The 16,991-nt window shown below is 32.4% G+C and carries 19 protein-coding genes; 15 read left to right on the top strand and 4 right to left on the bottom strand.

Annotation, left to right across the window (positions count from 1 at the left end):
* Positions 1-21 precede the first annotated feature (21 nt).
* The 6 genes from FM121_RS05095 (at position 22) to FM121_RS05070 (ending at position 5,519) form a co-directional block, all read left to right on the top strand.
* Positions 22-675 (top strand): GTP pyrophosphokinase, encoded by a 654-nt coding sequence (locus FM121_RS05095; protein ID WP_086951315.1) that lies wholly within the window; start codon positions 22-24, stop codon positions 673-675.
* A gap of 22 nt (positions 676-697) precedes the next feature.
* On the top strand, positions 698-1,495 hold the full coding sequence (locus FM121_RS05090) for an NAD kinase (protein ID WP_086951078.1): 798 nt from the start codon (positions 698-700) through the stop codon (positions 1,493-1,495).
* Positions 1,496-1,505: 10 nt separating this feature from the next.
* Complete coding sequence (locus FM121_RS05085) at positions 1,506-2,393, top strand: RluA family pseudouridine synthase (RefSeq protein ID WP_086951077.1); 888 nt, start codon at positions 1,506-1,508, stop codon at positions 2,391-2,393.
* A 16-nt stretch (positions 2,394-2,409) separates the two neighbouring features.
* Complete coding sequence (gene mgtE / locus FM121_RS05080; RefSeq protein ID WP_086951076.1) at positions 2,410-3,777, top strand: magnesium transporter; 1,368 nt, start codon at positions 2,410-2,412, stop codon at positions 3,775-3,777.
* Between the two features lie 90 nt (positions 3,778-3,867).
* Positions 3,868-4,773 carry a magnesium transporter CorA family protein gene (locus FM121_RS05075; protein WP_086951075.1) on the top strand — a complete coding sequence of 302 codons (906 nt, stop codon included), beginning with the start codon at positions 3,868-3,870 and terminating at the stop codon, positions 4,771-4,773.
* A complete protein-coding gene (locus tag FM121_RS05070) occupies positions 4,695-5,519 on the top strand; it encodes a hypothetical protein (protein ID WP_143597059.1) in 825 nt (274 codons plus the stop codon). The genes FM121_RS05075 and FM121_RS05070 overlap by 79 nt, the downstream gene beginning before the upstream one ends.
* 131 nt (positions 5,520-5,650) lie before the next feature.
* Here FM121_RS05070 and FM121_RS05065 read toward each other — a convergent pair whose 3' ends face one another.
* Complete coding sequence (locus tag FM121_RS05065) at positions 5,651-6,292, bottom strand: copper homeostasis protein CutC (RefSeq protein ID WP_086951314.1); 642 nt, start codon at positions 6,290-6,292, stop codon at positions 5,651-5,653.
* A gap of 125 nt (positions 6,293-6,417) precedes the next feature.
* Here FM121_RS05065 and FM121_RS05060 point away from each other — a divergent pair, with 125 nt between their 5' ends.
* The 5 genes from FM121_RS05060 (at position 6,418) to FM121_RS05040 (ending at position 12,400) form a co-directional block, all read left to right on the top strand.
* Complete coding sequence (locus FM121_RS05060) at positions 6,418-7,278, top strand: methyltransferase domain-containing protein (RefSeq protein ID WP_179203795.1); 861 nt, start codon at positions 6,418-6,420, stop codon at positions 7,276-7,278.
* Positions 7,279-7,501: 223 nt separating this feature from the next.
* Entirely contained in the window at positions 7,502-8,005 is a 504-nt protein-coding gene (trmL, locus tag FM121_RS05055; protein WP_086951072.1) for a tRNA (uridine(34)/cytosine(34)/5-carboxymethylaminomethyluridine(34)-2'-O)-methyltransferase TrmL, read from the top strand.
* A 15-nt stretch (positions 8,006-8,020) separates the two neighbouring features.
* A complete protein-coding gene (locus FM121_RS05050) occupies positions 8,021-8,644 on the top strand; it encodes a histidine phosphatase family protein (protein WP_086951071.1) in 624 nt (207 codons plus the stop codon).
* A gap of 13 nt (positions 8,645-8,657) precedes the next feature.
* On the top strand, positions 8,658-11,162 hold the full coding sequence (recD2, locus tag FM121_RS05045; RefSeq protein ID WP_086951070.1) for an SF1B family DNA helicase RecD2: 2,505 nt from the start codon (positions 8,658-8,660) through the stop codon (positions 11,160-11,162).
* Between the two features lie 227 nt (positions 11,163-11,389).
* The gene (locus tag FM121_RS05040) at positions 11,390-12,400 is read left to right on the top strand and encodes a peptidoglycan DD-metalloendopeptidase family protein (RefSeq protein ID WP_086951069.1); all 1,011 of its coding nucleotides are present in this window, start codon (positions 11,390-11,392) and stop codon (positions 12,398-12,400) included.
* 119 nt (positions 12,401-12,519) lie between these two features.
* Here FM121_RS05040 and FM121_RS05035 read toward each other — a convergent pair whose 3' ends face one another.
* Both FM121_RS05035 and FM121_RS05030 read right to left on the bottom strand, forming a co-directional pair.
* Positions 12,520-13,473 (bottom strand): diacylglycerol/lipid kinase family protein, encoded by a 954-nt coding sequence (locus tag FM121_RS05035; protein ID WP_086951068.1) that lies wholly within the window; start codon positions 13,471-13,473, stop codon positions 12,520-12,522.
* A gap of 164 nt (positions 13,474-13,637) precedes the next feature.
* Positions 13,638-14,087, bottom strand: a complete 450-nt coding sequence (locus FM121_RS05030; protein WP_179203807.1) for a GNAT family N-acetyltransferase — start codon at positions 14,085-14,087, stop codon at positions 13,638-13,640.
* 174 nt (positions 14,088-14,261) lie between these two features.
* Between FM121_RS05030 and FM121_RS05025 the strand changes: the two genes are divergently transcribed.
* On the top strand, positions 14,262-14,780 hold the full coding sequence (locus tag FM121_RS05025) for a QueT transporter family protein (RefSeq protein WP_086951066.1): 519 nt from the start codon (positions 14,262-14,264) through the stop codon (positions 14,778-14,780).
* 162 nt (positions 14,781-14,942) lie between these two features.
* Here the strand turns inward: FM121_RS05025 and cbpA are convergent, their stop codons facing one another.
* Positions 14,943-15,587, bottom strand: coding sequence for a cyclic di-AMP binding protein CbpA (cbpA, locus tag FM121_RS05020; protein ID WP_086951065.1), 645 nt, complete (start codon positions 15,585-15,587; stop codon positions 14,943-14,945).
* Between the two features lie 172 nt (positions 15,588-15,759).
* On the opposite strand from cbpA, the gene rpmG reads away from it, so the two are divergent.
* The 3 genes from rpmG (at position 15,760) to nusG (ending at position 16,921) form a co-directional block, all read left to right on the top strand.
* Positions 15,760-15,912 carry a 50S ribosomal protein L33 gene (gene rpmG / locus FM121_RS05015; RefSeq protein WP_086951064.1) on the top strand — a complete coding sequence of 51 codons (153 nt, stop codon included), beginning with the start codon at positions 15,760-15,762 and terminating at the stop codon, positions 15,910-15,912.
* A 186-nt stretch (positions 15,913-16,098) separates the two neighbouring features.
* Complete coding sequence (gene secE, locus FM121_RS05010; protein ID WP_086951063.1) at positions 16,099-16,266, top strand: preprotein translocase subunit SecE; 168 nt, start codon at positions 16,099-16,101, stop codon at positions 16,264-16,266.
* Between the two features lie 112 nt (positions 16,267-16,378).
* The gene (nusG, locus tag FM121_RS05005; protein WP_086951062.1) at positions 16,379-16,921 is read left to right on the top strand and encodes a transcription termination/antitermination protein NusG; all 543 of its coding nucleotides are present in this window, start codon (positions 16,379-16,381) and stop codon (positions 16,919-16,921) included.
* Positions 16,922-16,991: the final 70 nt, after the last annotated feature.

Below are 16,991 nucleotides of genomic sequence, written 5' to 3'. Positions count from 1 at the left end.
AAGGGCGGGGATTGGAAAATGATGGATAGTGAATGGAAGTTGTTTTTAGCACCGTATGAACAAGCTGTCTCAGAGCTTAAAGTTAAATTGAGAAGTATTAGAACACAATATCAGGAAAATAATTTACATACACCGATTGAATTTGTAACAGGTCGGGTAAAATCTTTAGATAGTATTTTAACCAAATCTAAAATTAGAAATATCGATTTAGATAGAGTGGATAATGATGTCCAAGATATTGCTGGATTAAGAATTATGTGTCAATTTGTTGAAGATATTTATGAAGTGGTTGGTTTATTAAGACAACGTAATGATTTTAGAATTATCCAAGAAAGAGATTATATTGCTAACAAAAAAGCAAGTGGTTACCGATCATATCATTTAGTGATAGAATACCCAGTTCAATTGATTTCTGGTGAGAAGAAAATTTTAGTGGAGATTCAAATTAGAACGTTAGCAATGAATTTTTGGGCAACAATCGAACACTCGCTTAATTACAAATATCAAGGTGAGTTTCCAGAAGAAATTAATACACGGTTAGAATTAACGGCTGAAGCTGCTTATTTATTAGATGAAGAAATGTCGAAAATAAGAGATGAAATCCAAGAGGCTCAGCATTTATTTTCTTATCGAAGACCTCGTAAAAAAAGAATCAGAAAAGAGAATGAAGATTAAATAAAGAAAGGACAAGACAGAGATGAACATTGCAGTTGTTGCGAATACAGCAAAAAAATCAGTGGATGTGGCAAAAGAATTAAAAGAAAAGTTAGTTGCTGCTGGATTTATTTTAGAAACTGAAAAACCTGACGTTGTAATAACGATTGGCGGTGATGGAACATTACTGAATGCCTTCCATACTTATGTTGATCGAATTGACCTTGTTCGTTTTATTGGCGTCCATACAGGACATTTAGGTTTTTACACTGATTGGCGAGATTACGAGTTAGATTTATTAGTGAAAAGTTTAAAAGAAGAGGTTAGTAAAGGGGTCTATTATCCCTTGTTAGATGTGAAACTGACTTATTCTGACACAGAAGAAACAAAACATTTTCTTGCTCTGAATGAAGCTACAGTCAAAAACTTAGATAAAACAATGGTAGCCGAAGTTTATATAAAGGATGAATTATTTGAAACATTTAGAGGGGATGGTTTATCTGTATCAACTCCAACAGGATCGACTGCTTATAGTAAAAGTATTGGGGGAGCAGTCATCCATCCTCGAGTTAATGCCATTCAATTAAATGAAGTTGCATCAATCAATAACCGTGTGTACCGCTCATTAGGTTCACCAATGATTATTGCTAAAGATGAATGGATTCGTTTAGAGTTAAAAAAAGGTGATAATTATCAGCTACATGTGGATCATTTTGTTATCCCCCAAGAAAATTTGTCTTCGATGACATTAAAAATATCAGATAAAAGAATACAGTTTGCGTCGTATCGTCATACACATTTTTGGCGTCGAGTAAATGATGCCTTTATTGGAGAGAGTTGAGAAAATATTTATGGAATTCAAATGGTGTGTCGATACGGAGTCAATGAAATTAAAAGTTTTTTTAAAAGAGCAGGGTGTTTCTAAAAAATTACTTGCAAAAGTTAAATTTCAAGGTGGCTTGCTCTATGTAAACAATGAAATCAGGAATACTCTTTTTGAAGTATCCCAGGGTGATTTGGTTACAATGATTATTCCGGATGAAGGGGAGCATGAAACTTTACTACCTGATGATAGTTTTTTAGACGTAGTCTATGAAGATGAGCATCTGCTAGTCGTGAATAAACCAAATGGTGTTGCCTCAATTCCTGCTCAGTATCATCCAAAAGGAACAATGGCTAATCGGGTAAAGCATCATTATAATAAACATCAATATGTTGATCGTGTCGTTCATGTAGTAACGAGATTAGATAGAGATACAACGGGCTTAATGTTATTTGCCAAGCATGGATTTGCTCATGCCATGTTAGATAAACAATTAAGAAGTGGTGAATTGAAAAAATATTATACCGCCTTAGTTAGTGGAAAAATTGAACAATTAGAAGAGTTTGCACGAATTGATTTGCCAATTGGTCGTGATATGACTTCAATTATTAAAAGGCAAGTAACAGAAGATGGACAACAAGCTGTAACTGATTATTGGTTAGAGAAGAAAACAAATAAAGTTGCATTTGTTAGGATTCAATTACATACAGGACGAACTCACCAGATTAGGGTTCATTTTTCAGCAATTGGCTGTCCGCTTTTAGGTGATAGTATGTATGATGGTAATATGCATTTAGGAATTGAAAGACAAGCACTGCACTGTACGAGATTAGAATTAAAACATCCTTTTACGGGTGAAAAAATTGTGTTAGAACAAGAATTACCTGAGGACATGAGAGCACTACTAAATGATTAAATAGGAGGCAAACCTTATGAATGAAAACGAAGAAATGGAAAGACAATTTGAATTTTTAAGGCAATTGCTCCAAGCTGATAAAATAACGGAATTTCGAGAAACATTTCTAGATTGGCATTTATATGAACAAGGGCAATTTTATTCTTCTTTAGATGAAAAAGAGCGTCAGCGTTTATATACTTATCTTTCGCCAAAAGAAATAGCAGACATGTTTGATACAATCGAGGAAGACCATGAAGATATGAAAGATTATTTATCTGAAATGTCGCCTCGTTATGTTGCAGATATGCTAAATGAAATGTACACAGATAATGCGGTAGATTTGCTTAACCAACTAGATAAATCAGAAGTCTCTAAGTATTTAAGTCTGATGGCATCAGAAGATGTTCGTAAAATAAAACAATTGTTAGGATATGAAGATAAAACTGCAGGGTCGATCATGGCAACAGAATATGTGTCTATAGTTGCTAATCAAACAGTTCGATCTGCGTTAACACTTTTGAGAAAAAAAGCGCAAGAAGCTGAAATTATCTACTATGTTTATGTGGTAAGTGAAGCGAACTGTTTAGTTGGTGTTATATCTTTAAGAGATTTAATTGTTAATGATGATGATACGTTGATTTCAGAGATGAAGGAAGACCGAATTATTTCAGTCAACGTCGCAGATGATCAAGAAGACGTTGCAAAAACAATTAGAGATTATGATTTTTTAGCAGTACCAGTCGTAGATGATCATGATCGATTATTGGGAATTATCACAGTAGATGATATTATTGATGTTATTGATGATGAGGCAGCTAGTGACTACTCAGGACTTGCAGGTGTTAACGTAGAGGCGGTAGCAGAAACGCCAATGAAAGCTTCATTAAAAAGATTACCTTGGTTAATAACGTTATTATTTTTAGGGATGTCTACAGCAACATTAATTAGTCACTATGAATCGCTAATTACAGAAGCGAGCATTCTGGCTGTCTTTATTTCTTTAATTACAGGAACGGCAGGGAATGCCGGAACACAGTCCTTAGCTGTTGCCGTGAGGCGATTAGCAATCTCAGATGATAAAGATGAAAGTTTTTTTAAACTAATTTTAAATGAAATTTTAACGGGAGTTATTACGGGGTGTGTAACAGGAATCGTTATTTTCTTAGTCGTTGGTTTTTGGAAACATAATTTTATTTTAGGTTTTGTTATTGGAATTGCGATGCTATGTGCTATAACTGTGGCGAATTTAGCAGGAAGTTTTATTCCCATGTTGATGGAAAGATTAGGTTTTGATCCAGCAGTAGCTAGTGGACCGTTTATTACAACGCTAAGTGATTTAACAAGTGTTTTAATTTATTTTAATATTGCGCAGCTATTTATGGACTTTTTTATAGGAACATAATAATAATTAGTAGAAGGAATCGTTTTTTTATAAATTACCTTCTATTTTTTTGTGCTAAAATATAGGAAAAGACATTAGAGGTGAAACGTAATGCTGCTAGAACATAAAATAAATAGTGCGTTAAAGTGGGTAGAGACTCACCAAATAACAGAACATGAAAAAAATGTTATTCTGACAGATTATGATATTCCGTTAGAAATATTAGATTATGTGACAGATATTTATGAACAAAGTAATTATATTCACGACCCAGTAGAAGGCTTAGATTTAGTGATACTACATGTTCCAACGAAATTAGATAAGCAAAACCGCTATATTTCAAGACCCGTTAGTTTTTTAATTGGCCATAATACTATTTTTACTTTTAATGAAGGAGAAATATGCCTTGAACATAAAGGCCTCTATGAAATGATAGGCGATGATCGAGATTGCACAGCGACGACCTTTATGTTAGAAGGTATAAATGATTTGGTTGATAGCTATATTCCAGTACTCAGAGAAATGACAAAAGAAAGACATAAATTGGATGATTTATTAACAAAAAGATTAACCAATCGTGATTTAATTAAACTTTCATACTTACAACAAACATTGACTTTTTTTGTGAGTGCGACAGAAAGTAATGTGGATGTTTTAAATCTATTAGAAAAATCTCGCTTTGGTCAAACATTCTCACCAGAAGAAAAAGAACGATTAGAGGATGCTCTAATAGAAGCAGAACAAATCGATCATATGACTAATCTGGAAGCAAAAATAGTCAATAAAATATCACAAATTTTTGATAGTATTATGAATAATAATTTGAATGACACAATGAAATTTTTAACAGTTTGGTCTTTGGCTCTGGCAATACCAACACTGATAACTGGTTTTTTTGGTATGAATATTCACCTACCCGAATTAGATAGTAAGTATGGGTGGATTTATTTGATCATCCTGTCAGTTATTTTGATTGGCTGGTTATTATTAGGTCTGAAGAGAAATCGGAAAATGTAGTTATTTTGGAGGATAGGCAGATGAAAGAGTTAATAAAAAAACAATTTTCAGTTGATTTTAATTGTCCAGTAGAAGCCCTCGATAAAAACACTTTTGTAACGTATAAAAGTGATAATCGCTCAAGATATAGGGCTAGGTCTAAAGGAAGTATCGTTTGTTACGATGGAAAAGTATATGTTCGAACGGAAGAAGATAGATTAACTCAAAAGTTAAAATCTAAATATAATCAAAAAAAATCTGATTGGTTTTTAGAAATTAAAAACTTACAAGAATTAAAGGCTGAATTAGCAGAGTTTGATTTAAAAATAGAATCAATTAATCCTTTTTTCATCCCCATAAAAGAAAAAATAATAACGGATAATTGGAATGAAAGATTTGTATTCATTAAAAAAGAAGATATTCCCAATTTTAAGGAAAATAAAAGAATAACTGAAGCTTTTTGCTATTCAGAAAATGATCCGGATCAAATAGGTCTAGCTTATTATGAGGGAAATGAATTAAAAGCTATCTGTGGAGCTAATTGGAATGGAAAGTATACATGGGAAATTGGTATAGAGGTGTTAGATCATCAGTTTGAAAAACAAGGTATTGCAACTGAGTTGGTCCGTGGCTTAACTTCAAAAATATTATTTGATCAACCGAATGTATTGATTGTTTATAGTACCTCTTTTTCTCATATAAACTCAATGAATGTTGCGATAAATTCTGGATTTAAAATAGGCTGGACAGAAATCACATTTAATTAAATAGAAGAAAATTTAGAAGAAAATTGACGTTGATTATTGACAGTAGTTTTCCCCAAAAAAAAGGCCCATTCACAAAAATATATTGTTTTTGTGAATGGGCTTATTTTTATGTCACCAATAACTATTTTAATTTAAAATTGGAAAGCAACAATTTTGGTACCGTGAATTTCTTTAACTTGTAAGAAATTCACGACAGAGTCAACATTTTCATGGTTAATACCGCCACCAGGTAGAATAGTAATTCTGTTGTTAGCATAAGAAATGAGATCATTAATATACTCTAAATTTTGCTCAATTGGTGTGCCACTCATGCCGCCATGAGTTAGAATACGATCTACATTACGTTCAGATAACCAATCAATTGCTAAAAATTGATTGTCACGATTCATAGCATCAAAAGCCATGTGAAACGTGATTTGCAAACCATCTGCGGCATCAAGTAAAATATTTAGCGCTTCTTCATCAATCCAATTTGATTCATTTAAACAACCAATAACAATGCCATCGACACCTAAATTTTTTGCTTCGTAAATATCATTTTCCATAATTTTAATTTCAGTATCTGTATAGATAAAGTTACCGCCACGTGGGCGAATTATTGCCATAACAGGAACAGATTTATCACTACAGTAAGCAATAGTTTCAGTCATAACACCTTTACTAACAGTTGTGCCACCTACACTTAAGTTATCGCAAAGTTCAATACGACTAGCACCTGATGCAATCGCACTTGGGATATCGGTAAAGTTTTCAGCACAAAATTCTTTTATAATCACGAGTTAATCCTCCAATATATCTAAAGTTAATTTAAGAACAGTATAGCATAAAGCTAGTACTGATTACTTATTTTTTATGATAGAATAAGAATAATAATATGGAACAAGGGAGTAAAAAAGTGATGCTAAAGAAAAAAATTGATTACGGACGGGAATTTGTGGAGGAGCATTTAGCTATTTTTCAATGCACAAAATGCCAAGGGACATTTGTAGAAATTTCTGGAAATACAATGATTTGTCAAAATAATCATCGATTCGATTTATCTAAAAAAGGAACAATTCATTTTCCGGACCATCATATGACAAGTGATTATGACAAAGAGATGTTAGTAAGTAGACGCAAAATGATTCAAAAAGATTTATACTTACCAATCATGGAGGAAATAAGTTTACTTTTAGAACAGGAAACAAAAAAGGATTATATTGTCGATATGGGTTGTGGAGAAGGAAGCTTTATTGATCGTTTAGTAACTGATTTTAACGATCAAGCTAACTATTTAGGCTTTGATCTATCTAAGGAAGGTGTTCAATTAGGAAGTGATTTTTCGGAAGATGCTTTTTTCTTTACTGGTGATGTCACTGATATGCCTTTTAAGAATGAAAGTATCTCAACTTTATTAAATATTTTTTCACCTAGTCATTATGAAGAAATGCTTCGTGTCTTAAAACCTGGTGGTCAAGTAATCAAAGTGATTCCGGATGCTTTTTATTTAACAGAAATGCGAGAGGTTTTTTATCATGATAATCCAGAAAAACAAAGTTATTCTAATGAAAATGTTTATGAAAAATTCAAAAAAGATGTGAATTTAGTGAAAGAAAAACACCTTACTTATAAATATCCAGTGGTACCAGAAGATTATGAAGATATTTTGAAAATGTCTCCCATTAACTGGGGCGCTTCAGAAAAAGCTAAAGCTTATGCCAAAGCACATCCTTTTAAAGAGTTAACCATAGATGTGAAAATTCTGGTTGGAAAAAAGTAGTAATTTTCACATTCTAAGTTGTTTTAATCTGTAATAGGTGCTATACTGTGGTCAAGTCATTTTCAAAGTTTTTTATCAGATTCCTGTTCTGATAAAAGGTGTTGAGGGATGGCTCCCATCAACGTAACGACTCGCAGTGAATTGACACCGAGGCGATACGTTTTTTTTTACGTAAAAATGACCTTTAAAATAAATAAACTTACTATAGAAAGAAGATAAATATATGAATCATATCGTTTTATTTGAACCTCAAATTCCTGCTAATACGGGAAACATTGCACGCACATGTGCAGCAACTAATACACCTCTTCATTTAATTGAACCACTGGGCTTTTCCACAGATGATAAACAATTAAAAAGAGCGGGATTAGATTATTGGCATGATGTTAACATTAAATATTACCCGAATCTGGAAGCTTTCTTAACAAGCATTGAAGGAGAAAATCTTCATTTAGTTAGTAAGTTTGCTCGTCAAACATACAGTGAGGTTAATTACGATGATGGATTGGATCATTATTTTATTTTTGGTAAGGAAACAACGGGATTACCAGAAGATTTTATGAGAGAATATGAAAAAAATTGTATCCGTATACCAATGAATGATGAACACGTTCGTTCGTTAAATCTATCTAATACGGCTGCTTTAGTTATCTATGAAGCTTTAAAACAACAAGATTTCCCGAACTTAGAGAGAACCCATATCTACGATAACGATAAACTTAGCTAAAAGAGGTGTGAGCAAATGAAATTATATTTTACAAGGCATGGTAAAACAGAATGGAATAAAGAGATGCGATTTCAAGGTAGAGAGGGGGATTCACCGTTACTACCGGAGAGTTACAAAGAAATTGAAAAGCTAGGAACCCACTTAAAGAATATTTCTTTCGAAGCTATTTATTCAAGCCCTATGGTACGAGCAAGTAAAACAGCAGAAGGTATTTGTGAACAACTAACTAATTGTCCTGAAATTATATATTCAGATGCTTTAAAAGAACTAGGTTTAGGGGAACTTGAAGGGACTAAAATTATTGATAGTCGTGAAAAATATGCTAAAGAAATGTGGGCCTTAAGAAATGACCCTAGCCAATATTCTTCTGAAAAATTTCAGGGAGAAGTTTATCAAGACATGTTAGAAAGAAGTACTAATATTGTGAAGCAAGCTATTGAAGAGGCTGAGCAAGGTCCGATTCTGTTTGTTAGTCATGGTGTAACATTAGGTGCTTGTATTCAGACTTTAATAGGAACACCCCTGGTAGATCTTAGAAGACAAGGCGGTTTAACGAATAATAGTTTAAGCATTGTTGATTACACAAATGGAAAATTTACTTTAGAATTATGGAATGATGGTTCATACTTAAATAAATAAAAAAGAAAGGAGGTTGGCGCTTATTTTTAATGAAGAAGAAATTGAAAAAAATTATATAGTGGGGCAAGTTGTAACCACTTTTTTTGAAAATGCAACCAATTTTTACAAAGTACTTTTAGTTAACGTGAAAGAAACAAATTCTTCCTATACAGCACAAGAAATTGTGGTAACAGGAACATTTGGTCAGATTCAAGAAGATGAATTATACCGTTTTTATGGTGACATAGTAAATCACCCAAGATACGGAGAACAATTAAAAGTTGATAGCTACCAACAAGATAAACCAACCTCTCTTTCAGGATTAATTAATTATCTATCCAGTGATAAATTTCCTGGGATTGGGAAAAAAACGGCTGAGAGCATTATTGATTTATTAGGTGAAGATGCGATTGATAAAATTATTGAAGATCCAGAATATCTCCTTGAAATCAAAGGATTGAATGATAAAAAAAGAAAAATGATCGTTGAAACATTAAAAGCAAATTATGGAATGGAACAAATTATTGTTGGTTTAAATCAATATGGATTTGGAAATCAGCTAGCATTTTCAATCTACCAGTTTTATAAAGAAGAAACGTTAAAAATGATTAATGAAAATCCTTATCAATTAGTTGAAGATATTGAAGGCGTTGGTTTTAAAAAAGCAGATGCTTTAGCAGAACGAATCGGAATTAAAGCAGATTCCCCTCAAAGAATTAGGGCAGCTATTGTTCATGAATTGTTTCAAAGTTGCTTAAATACTGGTAATACTTATATGGAAGCTAAGCAATTGCTAGAAGTTGCTTTAATGACTCTGGAAAGTAGTCGTCCTTTTGAAATTAATCCTGCCAGTATTGCAGATGAAATTATTCATTTATCAGAAGAAGGCATTATCATTCAAGAGGGAACCAAACTATATGAGAAATCACTGTATTTTTCAGAAGTCGGAATCACGACTTCAATTAAACGATTATTAAAACGAAAGAAAGAAATTTCTTATCCACAAAAAGAAATCAATAACCAAATAAAAGTTATTGAAAAATTATTTGATATTAGTTATGGAGAATCGCAAACTCAAGCTATAAAAGAAGCAATCACTTCGCCTTTTTTTATTTTGACAGGTGGACCAGGGACAGGGAAAACAACTGTCGTTAATGGGATTGTGACGTTGTTTGCTGAATTAAATGGTTTATCTCTCGATCCTAATGACTATACACAAGAAGTATTTCCGATTCTCCTAGCAGCACCAACAGGCCGAGCTGCTAAACGTATGAATGAAATGACAGGATTATCTGCTAGTACCATCCATCGTTTGCTTGGTTTAACAGGCCGAGAAAAGGAAGTTCTAGATGAAGCAAAGGATTTAGAAGGTGGGTTATTAATTGTTGATGAAATGTCGATGGTAGATACTTGGCTGGCTAATACGCTGCTAAAATCGATTCCTAATAATATGCAAGTAATTTTTGTAGGAGATAAGGATCAGTTACCTTCTGTCGGACCGGGTCAAGTTTTAACGGATTTACTTGCTGTTAAGGAAATACCTAAACGAGAATTGACAGATATTTATCGCCAAGAAGATGGTTCAACAATTATTTCTCTTGCTCATAGTATTAAGACAGGAAAAATGCCCCAAGATTTGATAAAAAATCAAAAGGATCGCTCGTTTATTCCATGTTCTGTTAATCAGATGGAATCTGTAGTGAAACAAGTTGTTTTGAGAGCGAAGGATAAGGGGTTTACCTCCCAAGAAATGCAAGTTCTAGCACCCATGTATCGAGGGAAGGCAGGAATTGATCGTCTTAATCAATTAATGCAAGAAATATTAAATGATAATGAAGATGGGACTAGAAAAGAAGTGAAGTGGTTGGACAAGGTGTACCGAATCGGTGACAAAGTTCTTCATTTAGTCAATAGTCCTGAATTTAATGTCTTTAATGGTGATATGGGAGAAATTACGGGAATAACGTATGGTAAAGATACAGATGATAAGATAGATGAGATGGTTTTACTTTTTGATGAAACAGAAGTTACTTATAAACGTCAAGAGTGGAATAAATTTACCTTAGCTTATGCATGTTCGATTCATAAATCCCAAGGTAGTGAGTTTAAGATGGTTGTTTTACCTCTCGTTAAGCAATACGGACGAATGCTTCAAAGAAAATTAATTTACACGGCTGTTACTAGAAGTAAAGATTTTTTAATTCTTTTAGGTGAAGTGGAAGCTTTTCAATTAGCGATAGAAAGTGAAATGATTCCAAGGCAAACAACGTTAAAAGAGCGTCTAGTTGAGGGTAAAGAACAGCTTGAAGAACAAGAAAATCAGCTGAAAATTTATGAAGAAGAAAAAACAGAAGAAGTAAAAAAAGAATTAGCAAATGAAGAGAAAAATACGGTAAAAGAAGAGACTTTGACTTTATTTGAAGAAGTTAAAGAAGATGAAAAAATAATTGATTTTAAATTAACTTTTGAGTTGGTAAATAGTAATCAAGTAGATCCGATGATAGGTATGAAAGATGTTACACCTTATGATTATATGTAGAGAGGCTGACTTAATTTTGTCAGTCTCTTTTTTTTCGTTAATATAAATGATCAAGTAAGTATTCTACAACGAATTGAAGAGAAATAATAAGGAAGTACGCTATTATTTTTAGAAAAAGGGAGTATGAAACGACAGGATTTGTCATTTTTTTCATTAAAAAAACTGTAAACTATGGTTATTGAAATAAAAAAAGCAAATCATTGCTAAATCTTAGAGGAGAGTTATTTTTGAAAAAAATAAAAAAATACGTTGTATTAACTTTATTGGTCGGTCAGTTAGGTATAATGGGTACTAAAACTTTAGCAAGTGAATTAGACGATAATCAAAATCAAGAAAATAGGTGGGAGAATCATGAGGCGAATCATTTGATTGATACAATCGGTGAAAGAGCTCGTCTATTAGGTCAAGAAAATGATTTGTATGCCTCAGTGATGATTGCCCAAGCAATTTTAGAATCTGGTAATGGTCAAAGTGTTTTAGCACAATCTCCGAACTATAATTTATTTGGATTGAAAGGTTCGTATGGACAAGAGTCTGTCTTTTATTACGTTTCTGATGATTCAGAAAATCCTGATAAAATAGAGTTTAGAAAATATTCAAATTATCAAGAATCCATGGCTGATTATGTTTCTTTATTAAACAATGGAACAGAAGAAAATGGGGATTTGTTTTCTGGTGCCCATAAAAAAGAAGCTGAAACTTTTGAGATGGCAACAGCCTCATTAAAAACAAGCTATTCAACTGATAAATTATATGATCAAAAATTAAATGAAATTATTGAATCAAATAATTTAACACGATTTGATCAATGGGAAATACAACCACTTGATGTTCAGGAAGAAGTAGTCTTTGATAGTACTAGTACTTTTATTTTGCCAGTAGAAGGTTATAGTATTAGTAGCCCTTTTGGTAATCGTGGTGAAGAACATCATGATGGTATTGATTTAGCTATGGCTGAAAATTCACCAGTTAAAGCAGCTAAAAATGGAACAGTCGTTGACACTGGTTTTAATTCATCGACTGGGAATTATGTGATTATTCAACATGAAGATAATTTGTTTACGAGTTACTTTCATTTGAACAGTATTAATACAACATCAGGAGAGATAGTTACAGCTGGACAATTAATCGGCTTAGTTGGAAGTACAGGGAATTCAACAGGCAGTCATCTACATTTTGGAGTTAGCACAGAAATGTGGCAAGGGTATCTTGATCCGGCAAGTTATTTGAATTTTTAAGTAATCGGATTGCGGCGTACATAAAAATACAAAGAAAGGGATGATTTCTGTTTCATTCCTTTCTTTGTATTTTTTTAGTGAGTTTTAAGAGGTACGACAGTTGTTTGTTAAAACTATTTTTATAACCAAAAAAGATGGTCTGCTAAGTGACAATTGACATGGTAAGCTTCATTCCCGATAATTTCACCATCTGTTTGACCGAATTGATTGGTATTAGAAGTTATTTCTAATTGGCTAGACTTAAAATGATGAACATATTTTGATGCTAAGTGTTTCTTATTAAGTATTTTAATAGCTAGGTATAAAATTTCAAAAATATTGACTTTCTCTATTAAAACAATGCTGATTTCATTTTCATAAGGACTAGCGGTGGGATCAATTGCGACGCCACCACCAAAATAAGGATGATTCGTAATTGAGCATAAATAAGCTTTTTCAAAACTAAGATAATGTGTGTCTGTTTTAAAAGTAATTGGAAAAGCTTCTTGTTTATGTAAAACTTTAAAAACAGCTGACAAGTAAGTTAAAGAACCTAAATGCAATTTATTAAGTAGTTTTTTGGTTTTAGAATGATTAGCGGTTGTGACGATGTTAGCATCTAAACCAATCCCGATATTGTTTAAAATAATACGTTTGGTATCCGTATTTTTAAATTTCGCATGGATTACTTTTACAGGAGAAGGGTGATTCAAAGAAGTTAATCTATCTAGAGCTTCTTTAGTATTTATTGATAGTGAAACCCCTCTTGCGAAATCATTGCCAGAACCACCAGGAATATAGCCGATAGGTATCTTAGGATGGTCATGTAAAACATTGATAACCTCATGAAGTGTTCCATCACCACCTAAAACAACCAAAAGTGGGAAATTATCAATATCAGGTTGCCACTCTATCAAGATTTTTTTCAATAAATAGCGTGTGATTTTTTTTTCGTGCCCAGCGTATTCAGTAAAATAGGGGATGAATTCTATATTTTTTTTATTTAAAAATTCTTTAGAAATGGTATAAACTTTTTTTGCGTTACCTGCACCTGCCTGAACATTTACGATGAGGTGTAAAGTAAGTTTTTTCATGTAGTAGATCTCCTTTTTAACCAATAATAGTAATATACCAAAAAACAATGGTTAGAGGCAAAAAAAATATATTTTTTATCATTACTTTTTTTAAAGTATCAATTGGGAATAAAAAGAATAAGATCTATACTTCGATAGGTATGATAGAACGATAGTAATACGCTTTATAAATCCTGTTGTAGCCGGATCATGTCTTTTAAAATTAAACCATTTTCAATGATTTCTTCTGGATAGTGACGTAAAAAGAAATCACGATCAACACCTGTGATTCTAAAATTCATTTTTTGATAAAGATAAAGTTGCGCTAAACTAGTTGAACCAGTACCAATTTCAAGAGTATGGTATTGTTTATCTTTTGCTGTTTGGATAGAAAATTTAATGATTTCTTGTCCAATTCCTTGGTTTTGGAAGTTGGGATGGACGGCTATATTAACAATTTCTATCGTTTCTGGGCGGGTAGGTAGTAGCACAACAATTCCTACGAGTTGTTGTGCTTGTAATACTTCAAAAACAACCCCTCTTGTAGTATAATCTTCAACAATTTGTTGTGAAGGGTCAGCTTCTAAAAGTAATTCAAAGTGGTACGTGGTTAATTTTTGGATTTCATTAAAAATAAATGTCATATTTTTCACTCCTTTAATTTCTAGTATAAAGGAAAGATTGTAAGATATAAATTACTTTGACAAAAGTTAAGGAAGAGAGTAGGATGGTATCGTTCGTATTTTTTTAGGAACCGCAGTTCGTTGATACCATCCTGCGATAAAAAAACTAGGAAGGAGAAAGAAAGAATGGAAAAACAAGGGGTACAAACAAACACCCAAATAATTATTTTGAATGGACTTATTGCGGGCTTATATATTGCATTAACATTAGTTATAGCACCCATTGCTCAAGGTCCAATTCAATTTAGAATTTCGGAAAGTTTAAATCACATTGTTGTTTTTAATAAAAAATTAATGTGGGGTGTCTTTCTAGGTGTTGTTGTTTTTAATTTATTTTTTTCACATGGTGGTTTGATGGATGTTGTCTTTGGTGGCTCACAGACATTAATAGCACTACTTCTGACAGCTTATTCAGAAAAATGGATTAAAGATACAAAAAAAAGAATGATTTTCAATACGTTTATTTTCTCAATCAGTATGATTCTGATTGCGATAATGATTTCAATCTTAAGTAATCAAGCAATAGGATCATCTTTCTTTTGGATAACTTATGGCACATTATTCTTAAGTGAACTTATTGTTATGAGTATTTCTGCACCAGTTATTTATTATATTAATAAATTTGTACATTTTGATCGATATTAACCAGGGTGGTGAAAAAAGCGCTTAGCTCCAAGCAACTGGAAGAACCGATAAATAATCCATGCTTTTGGGATTGATTATTGGTTGTGAAGTTGTTGAAGGAGCTGCTTTTTAAGCCCTAAATAAACAAAAAAAGAAGTTGCTCACGACTGTGAGCAACTTCTTTTAGTTTATTCCGGTACTTAAATCTTCTACTTGAGCTACAAAGAAATCTTTCTTCTCCAAAGCTTTAATAATGATATCACATGTTTCTTTATCCGTATTTGCAGGAAGAGTGATGATAGTTCTTCTAATATACTCATCTTTACCCACATCTAATGTGATACAACTAGCGATATCTGAGTGTTTAGAAATGATTTTAGTCATACTTGCTAAATCACCTTTTTTACCTGTTGAAGCCACAGTTAGTGCGAAGCGTCCTTCATTGACATTCCATGACTGTGATAAAATTCCTAATAAGCCACTATGTGTTAGAATACCATAGAACATATTATCGCTGTCTAAAACTGCAATATATGGGAGCTCTTTAATCGTAAAGAAAATTTTAAAGAATGACGAATTTAAAGGAATAGATTTTGTTGCATTTTTAATTAAGTGAGTGACTGGCAATGACATATCTCCACCGTTTGCTTTGTGGCGATAAATATGCATTTTGTAGATATTCCCTCTAAAAATATGATCTGCTTCATCTAGAACAGGTACACATCGGAAACCTGATTTTTCAAGTATTTCAAGTGCTTCTTCTAGAGAACAAGATTCGCTAACAGTAGTTAACTGTCTTTTAGGTATACAAACTGATTCAATTAACATAATAAAAGTCTCCCTTCATTTTTTCATTACATAGTAATAATAACATAACTATTTTAAGAAACAAACCACGTTTTGACGGGAATAGATAAGCTTTTTCTAGAATTTAAATTTGACATAATGATAAAATGATGATAAATTGACTTAACGATTAAAATGGTAGGAGGATACCACGTTGGGACAAAGAAAATCAGCTTTAGCTTGTACAGTCTGTGGTTCAAGAAATTATTCAAGAGCCGTGAGTGACACGAATAGAACAGAACGTTTAGAAGTAAAAAAATTCTGTAAATACTGTGAAAAGCACACGTTACATAGCGAAACTAAATAGGTAAACATAGCTATCGTTTTTTTGACGATGGTTTTTTTGTTGATAAATAGAAAGAGACAATTTTTCTCTTGAAAGCTTTAGTTATTAACGTTATAATAAAAGATGTCTATTGGGATTTTAAATGAAATAAAGGTGACTATGATTAGTCAATTAAGTATCCAAAAAAGTATTAAGGAGATTATAAAAATGAAATTTATGAAGAGTGTTATTGATGAAATGAAAATTGTTACATGGCCTACTAAAACTAAGTTAACAAAAGATGTTATTACAGTTATTCAGTCAACATTACTTTTTGCAGCATTCTTTTGGGTAGCGGATCTAGCGATTAATGCCATTATGCAAATGTTCGTATAATTAACAAAATTCTAGTAATCATAGAGCGTGAGTGGTATAATATACAAAAGGGAAAAACTTCGCACAAAGGCTGAGGTTTTTTTATTTTATCAAGAAAAGGCGGGAAATCCTAATGGAATCATTTGAAAAACACTGGTATGTTTTACATACATATTCTGGTTATGAAAATAAAGTTAAAACAAACATTGAATCACGTGCACAAAGTATGGGAATGGAAGAATTTATTCATAGAGTTGTTGTACCAGAAGAAGAAGAAAGAGAAATAAAAAATGGAAAAGAAAAAATTTCAGCAAAAAAAACTTTTCCAGGTTATGTTTTAGTTGAAATGGTTATGACTGATGATTCTTGGTATATCGTACGTAATACACCGGGAGTTACTGGGTTTGTAGGTTCACACGGTGCCGGAAGTAAACCAGCTCCTTTATTAGATGAAGAAATTGAGCACATCTTAAGAAAACTTGGTATTAGTAAACGTCACGTTGATTTAGATGTTGAATTGGGTGAAACAGTAACGATTATCGAGGGAGCATTCTCAGGTCTTACTGGTGAAATCACAGAAATTGATAACGAAAAACAAAAATTAAAAGTTAATATTGATATGTTTGGTCGTGAAACGAGTACTGAGTTAGACTTTGAACAAATCGACAAACTATAATAGTTATTTTAGTTAAAAAATGCCTGGCATTTAGCCACGATAGTACTTAGAAAAAATGTTAAAATAAGTC

The organism is Vagococcus fluvialis bH819 (assembly GCF_900163795.1).
GTDB lineage: Bacteria > Bacillota > Bacilli > Lactobacillales > Vagococcaceae > Vagococcus > Vagococcus fluvialis_A.
The sequence above is the reverse complement of the archived record's forward strand: the minus strand, read 5'-3'. Positions and strand labels throughout refer to the sequence as shown.

Bases quoted from the DNA above. Each gene is read 5' to 3' on its own strand.
- FM121_RS05075 (WP_086951075.1), top strand. From the start codon at position 3,868: ATGCTGCTAGAACATAAAATAAATAGTGCGTTAAAGTGGGTAGAGACT.
- FM121_RS05050 (WP_086951071.1), top strand. From the start codon at position 8,021: ATGAAATTATATTTTACAAGGCATGGTAAAACAGAATGGAATAAAGAG.
- mgtE (WP_086951076.1), top strand. From the start codon at position 2,410: ATGAATGAAAACGAAGAAATGGAAAGACAATTTGAATTTTTAAGGCAA.
- nusG (WP_086951062.1), top strand. From the start codon at position 16,379: ATGGAATCATTTGAAAAACACTGGTATGTTTTACATACATATTCTGGT.
- FM121_RS05060 (WP_179203795.1), top strand. From the start codon at position 6,418: ATGCTAAAGAAAAAAATTGATTACGGACGGGAATTTGTGGAGGAGCAT.
- FM121_RS05025 (WP_086951066.1), top strand. From the start codon at position 14,262: ATGGAAAAACAAGGGGTACAAACAAACACCCAAATAATTATTTTGAAT.
- cbpA (WP_086951065.1), bottom strand. From the start codon at position 15,587: ATGTTAATTGAATCAGTTTGTATACCTAAAAGACAGTTAACTACTGTT.
- FM121_RS05095 (WP_086951315.1), top strand. From the start codon at position 22: ATGGATAGTGAATGGAAGTTGTTTTTAGCACCGTATGAACAAGCTGTC.
- trmL (WP_086951072.1), top strand. From the start codon at position 7,502: ATGAATCATATCGTTTTATTTGAACCTCAAATTCCTGCTAATACGGGA.
- FM121_RS05035 (WP_086951068.1), bottom strand. From the start codon at position 13,473: ATGAAAAAACTTACTTTACACCTCATCGTAAATGTTCAGGCAGGTGCA.
- FM121_RS05090 (WP_086951078.1), top strand. From the start codon at position 698: ATGAACATTGCAGTTGTTGCGAATACAGCAAAAAAATCAGTGGATGTG.
- FM121_RS05085 (WP_086951077.1), top strand. From the start codon at position 1,506: ATGGAATTCAAATGGTGTGTCGATACGGAGTCAATGAAATTAAAAGTT.
- secE (WP_086951063.1), top strand. From the start codon at position 16,099: ATGAAATTTATGAAGAGTGTTATTGATGAAATGAAAATTGTTACATGG.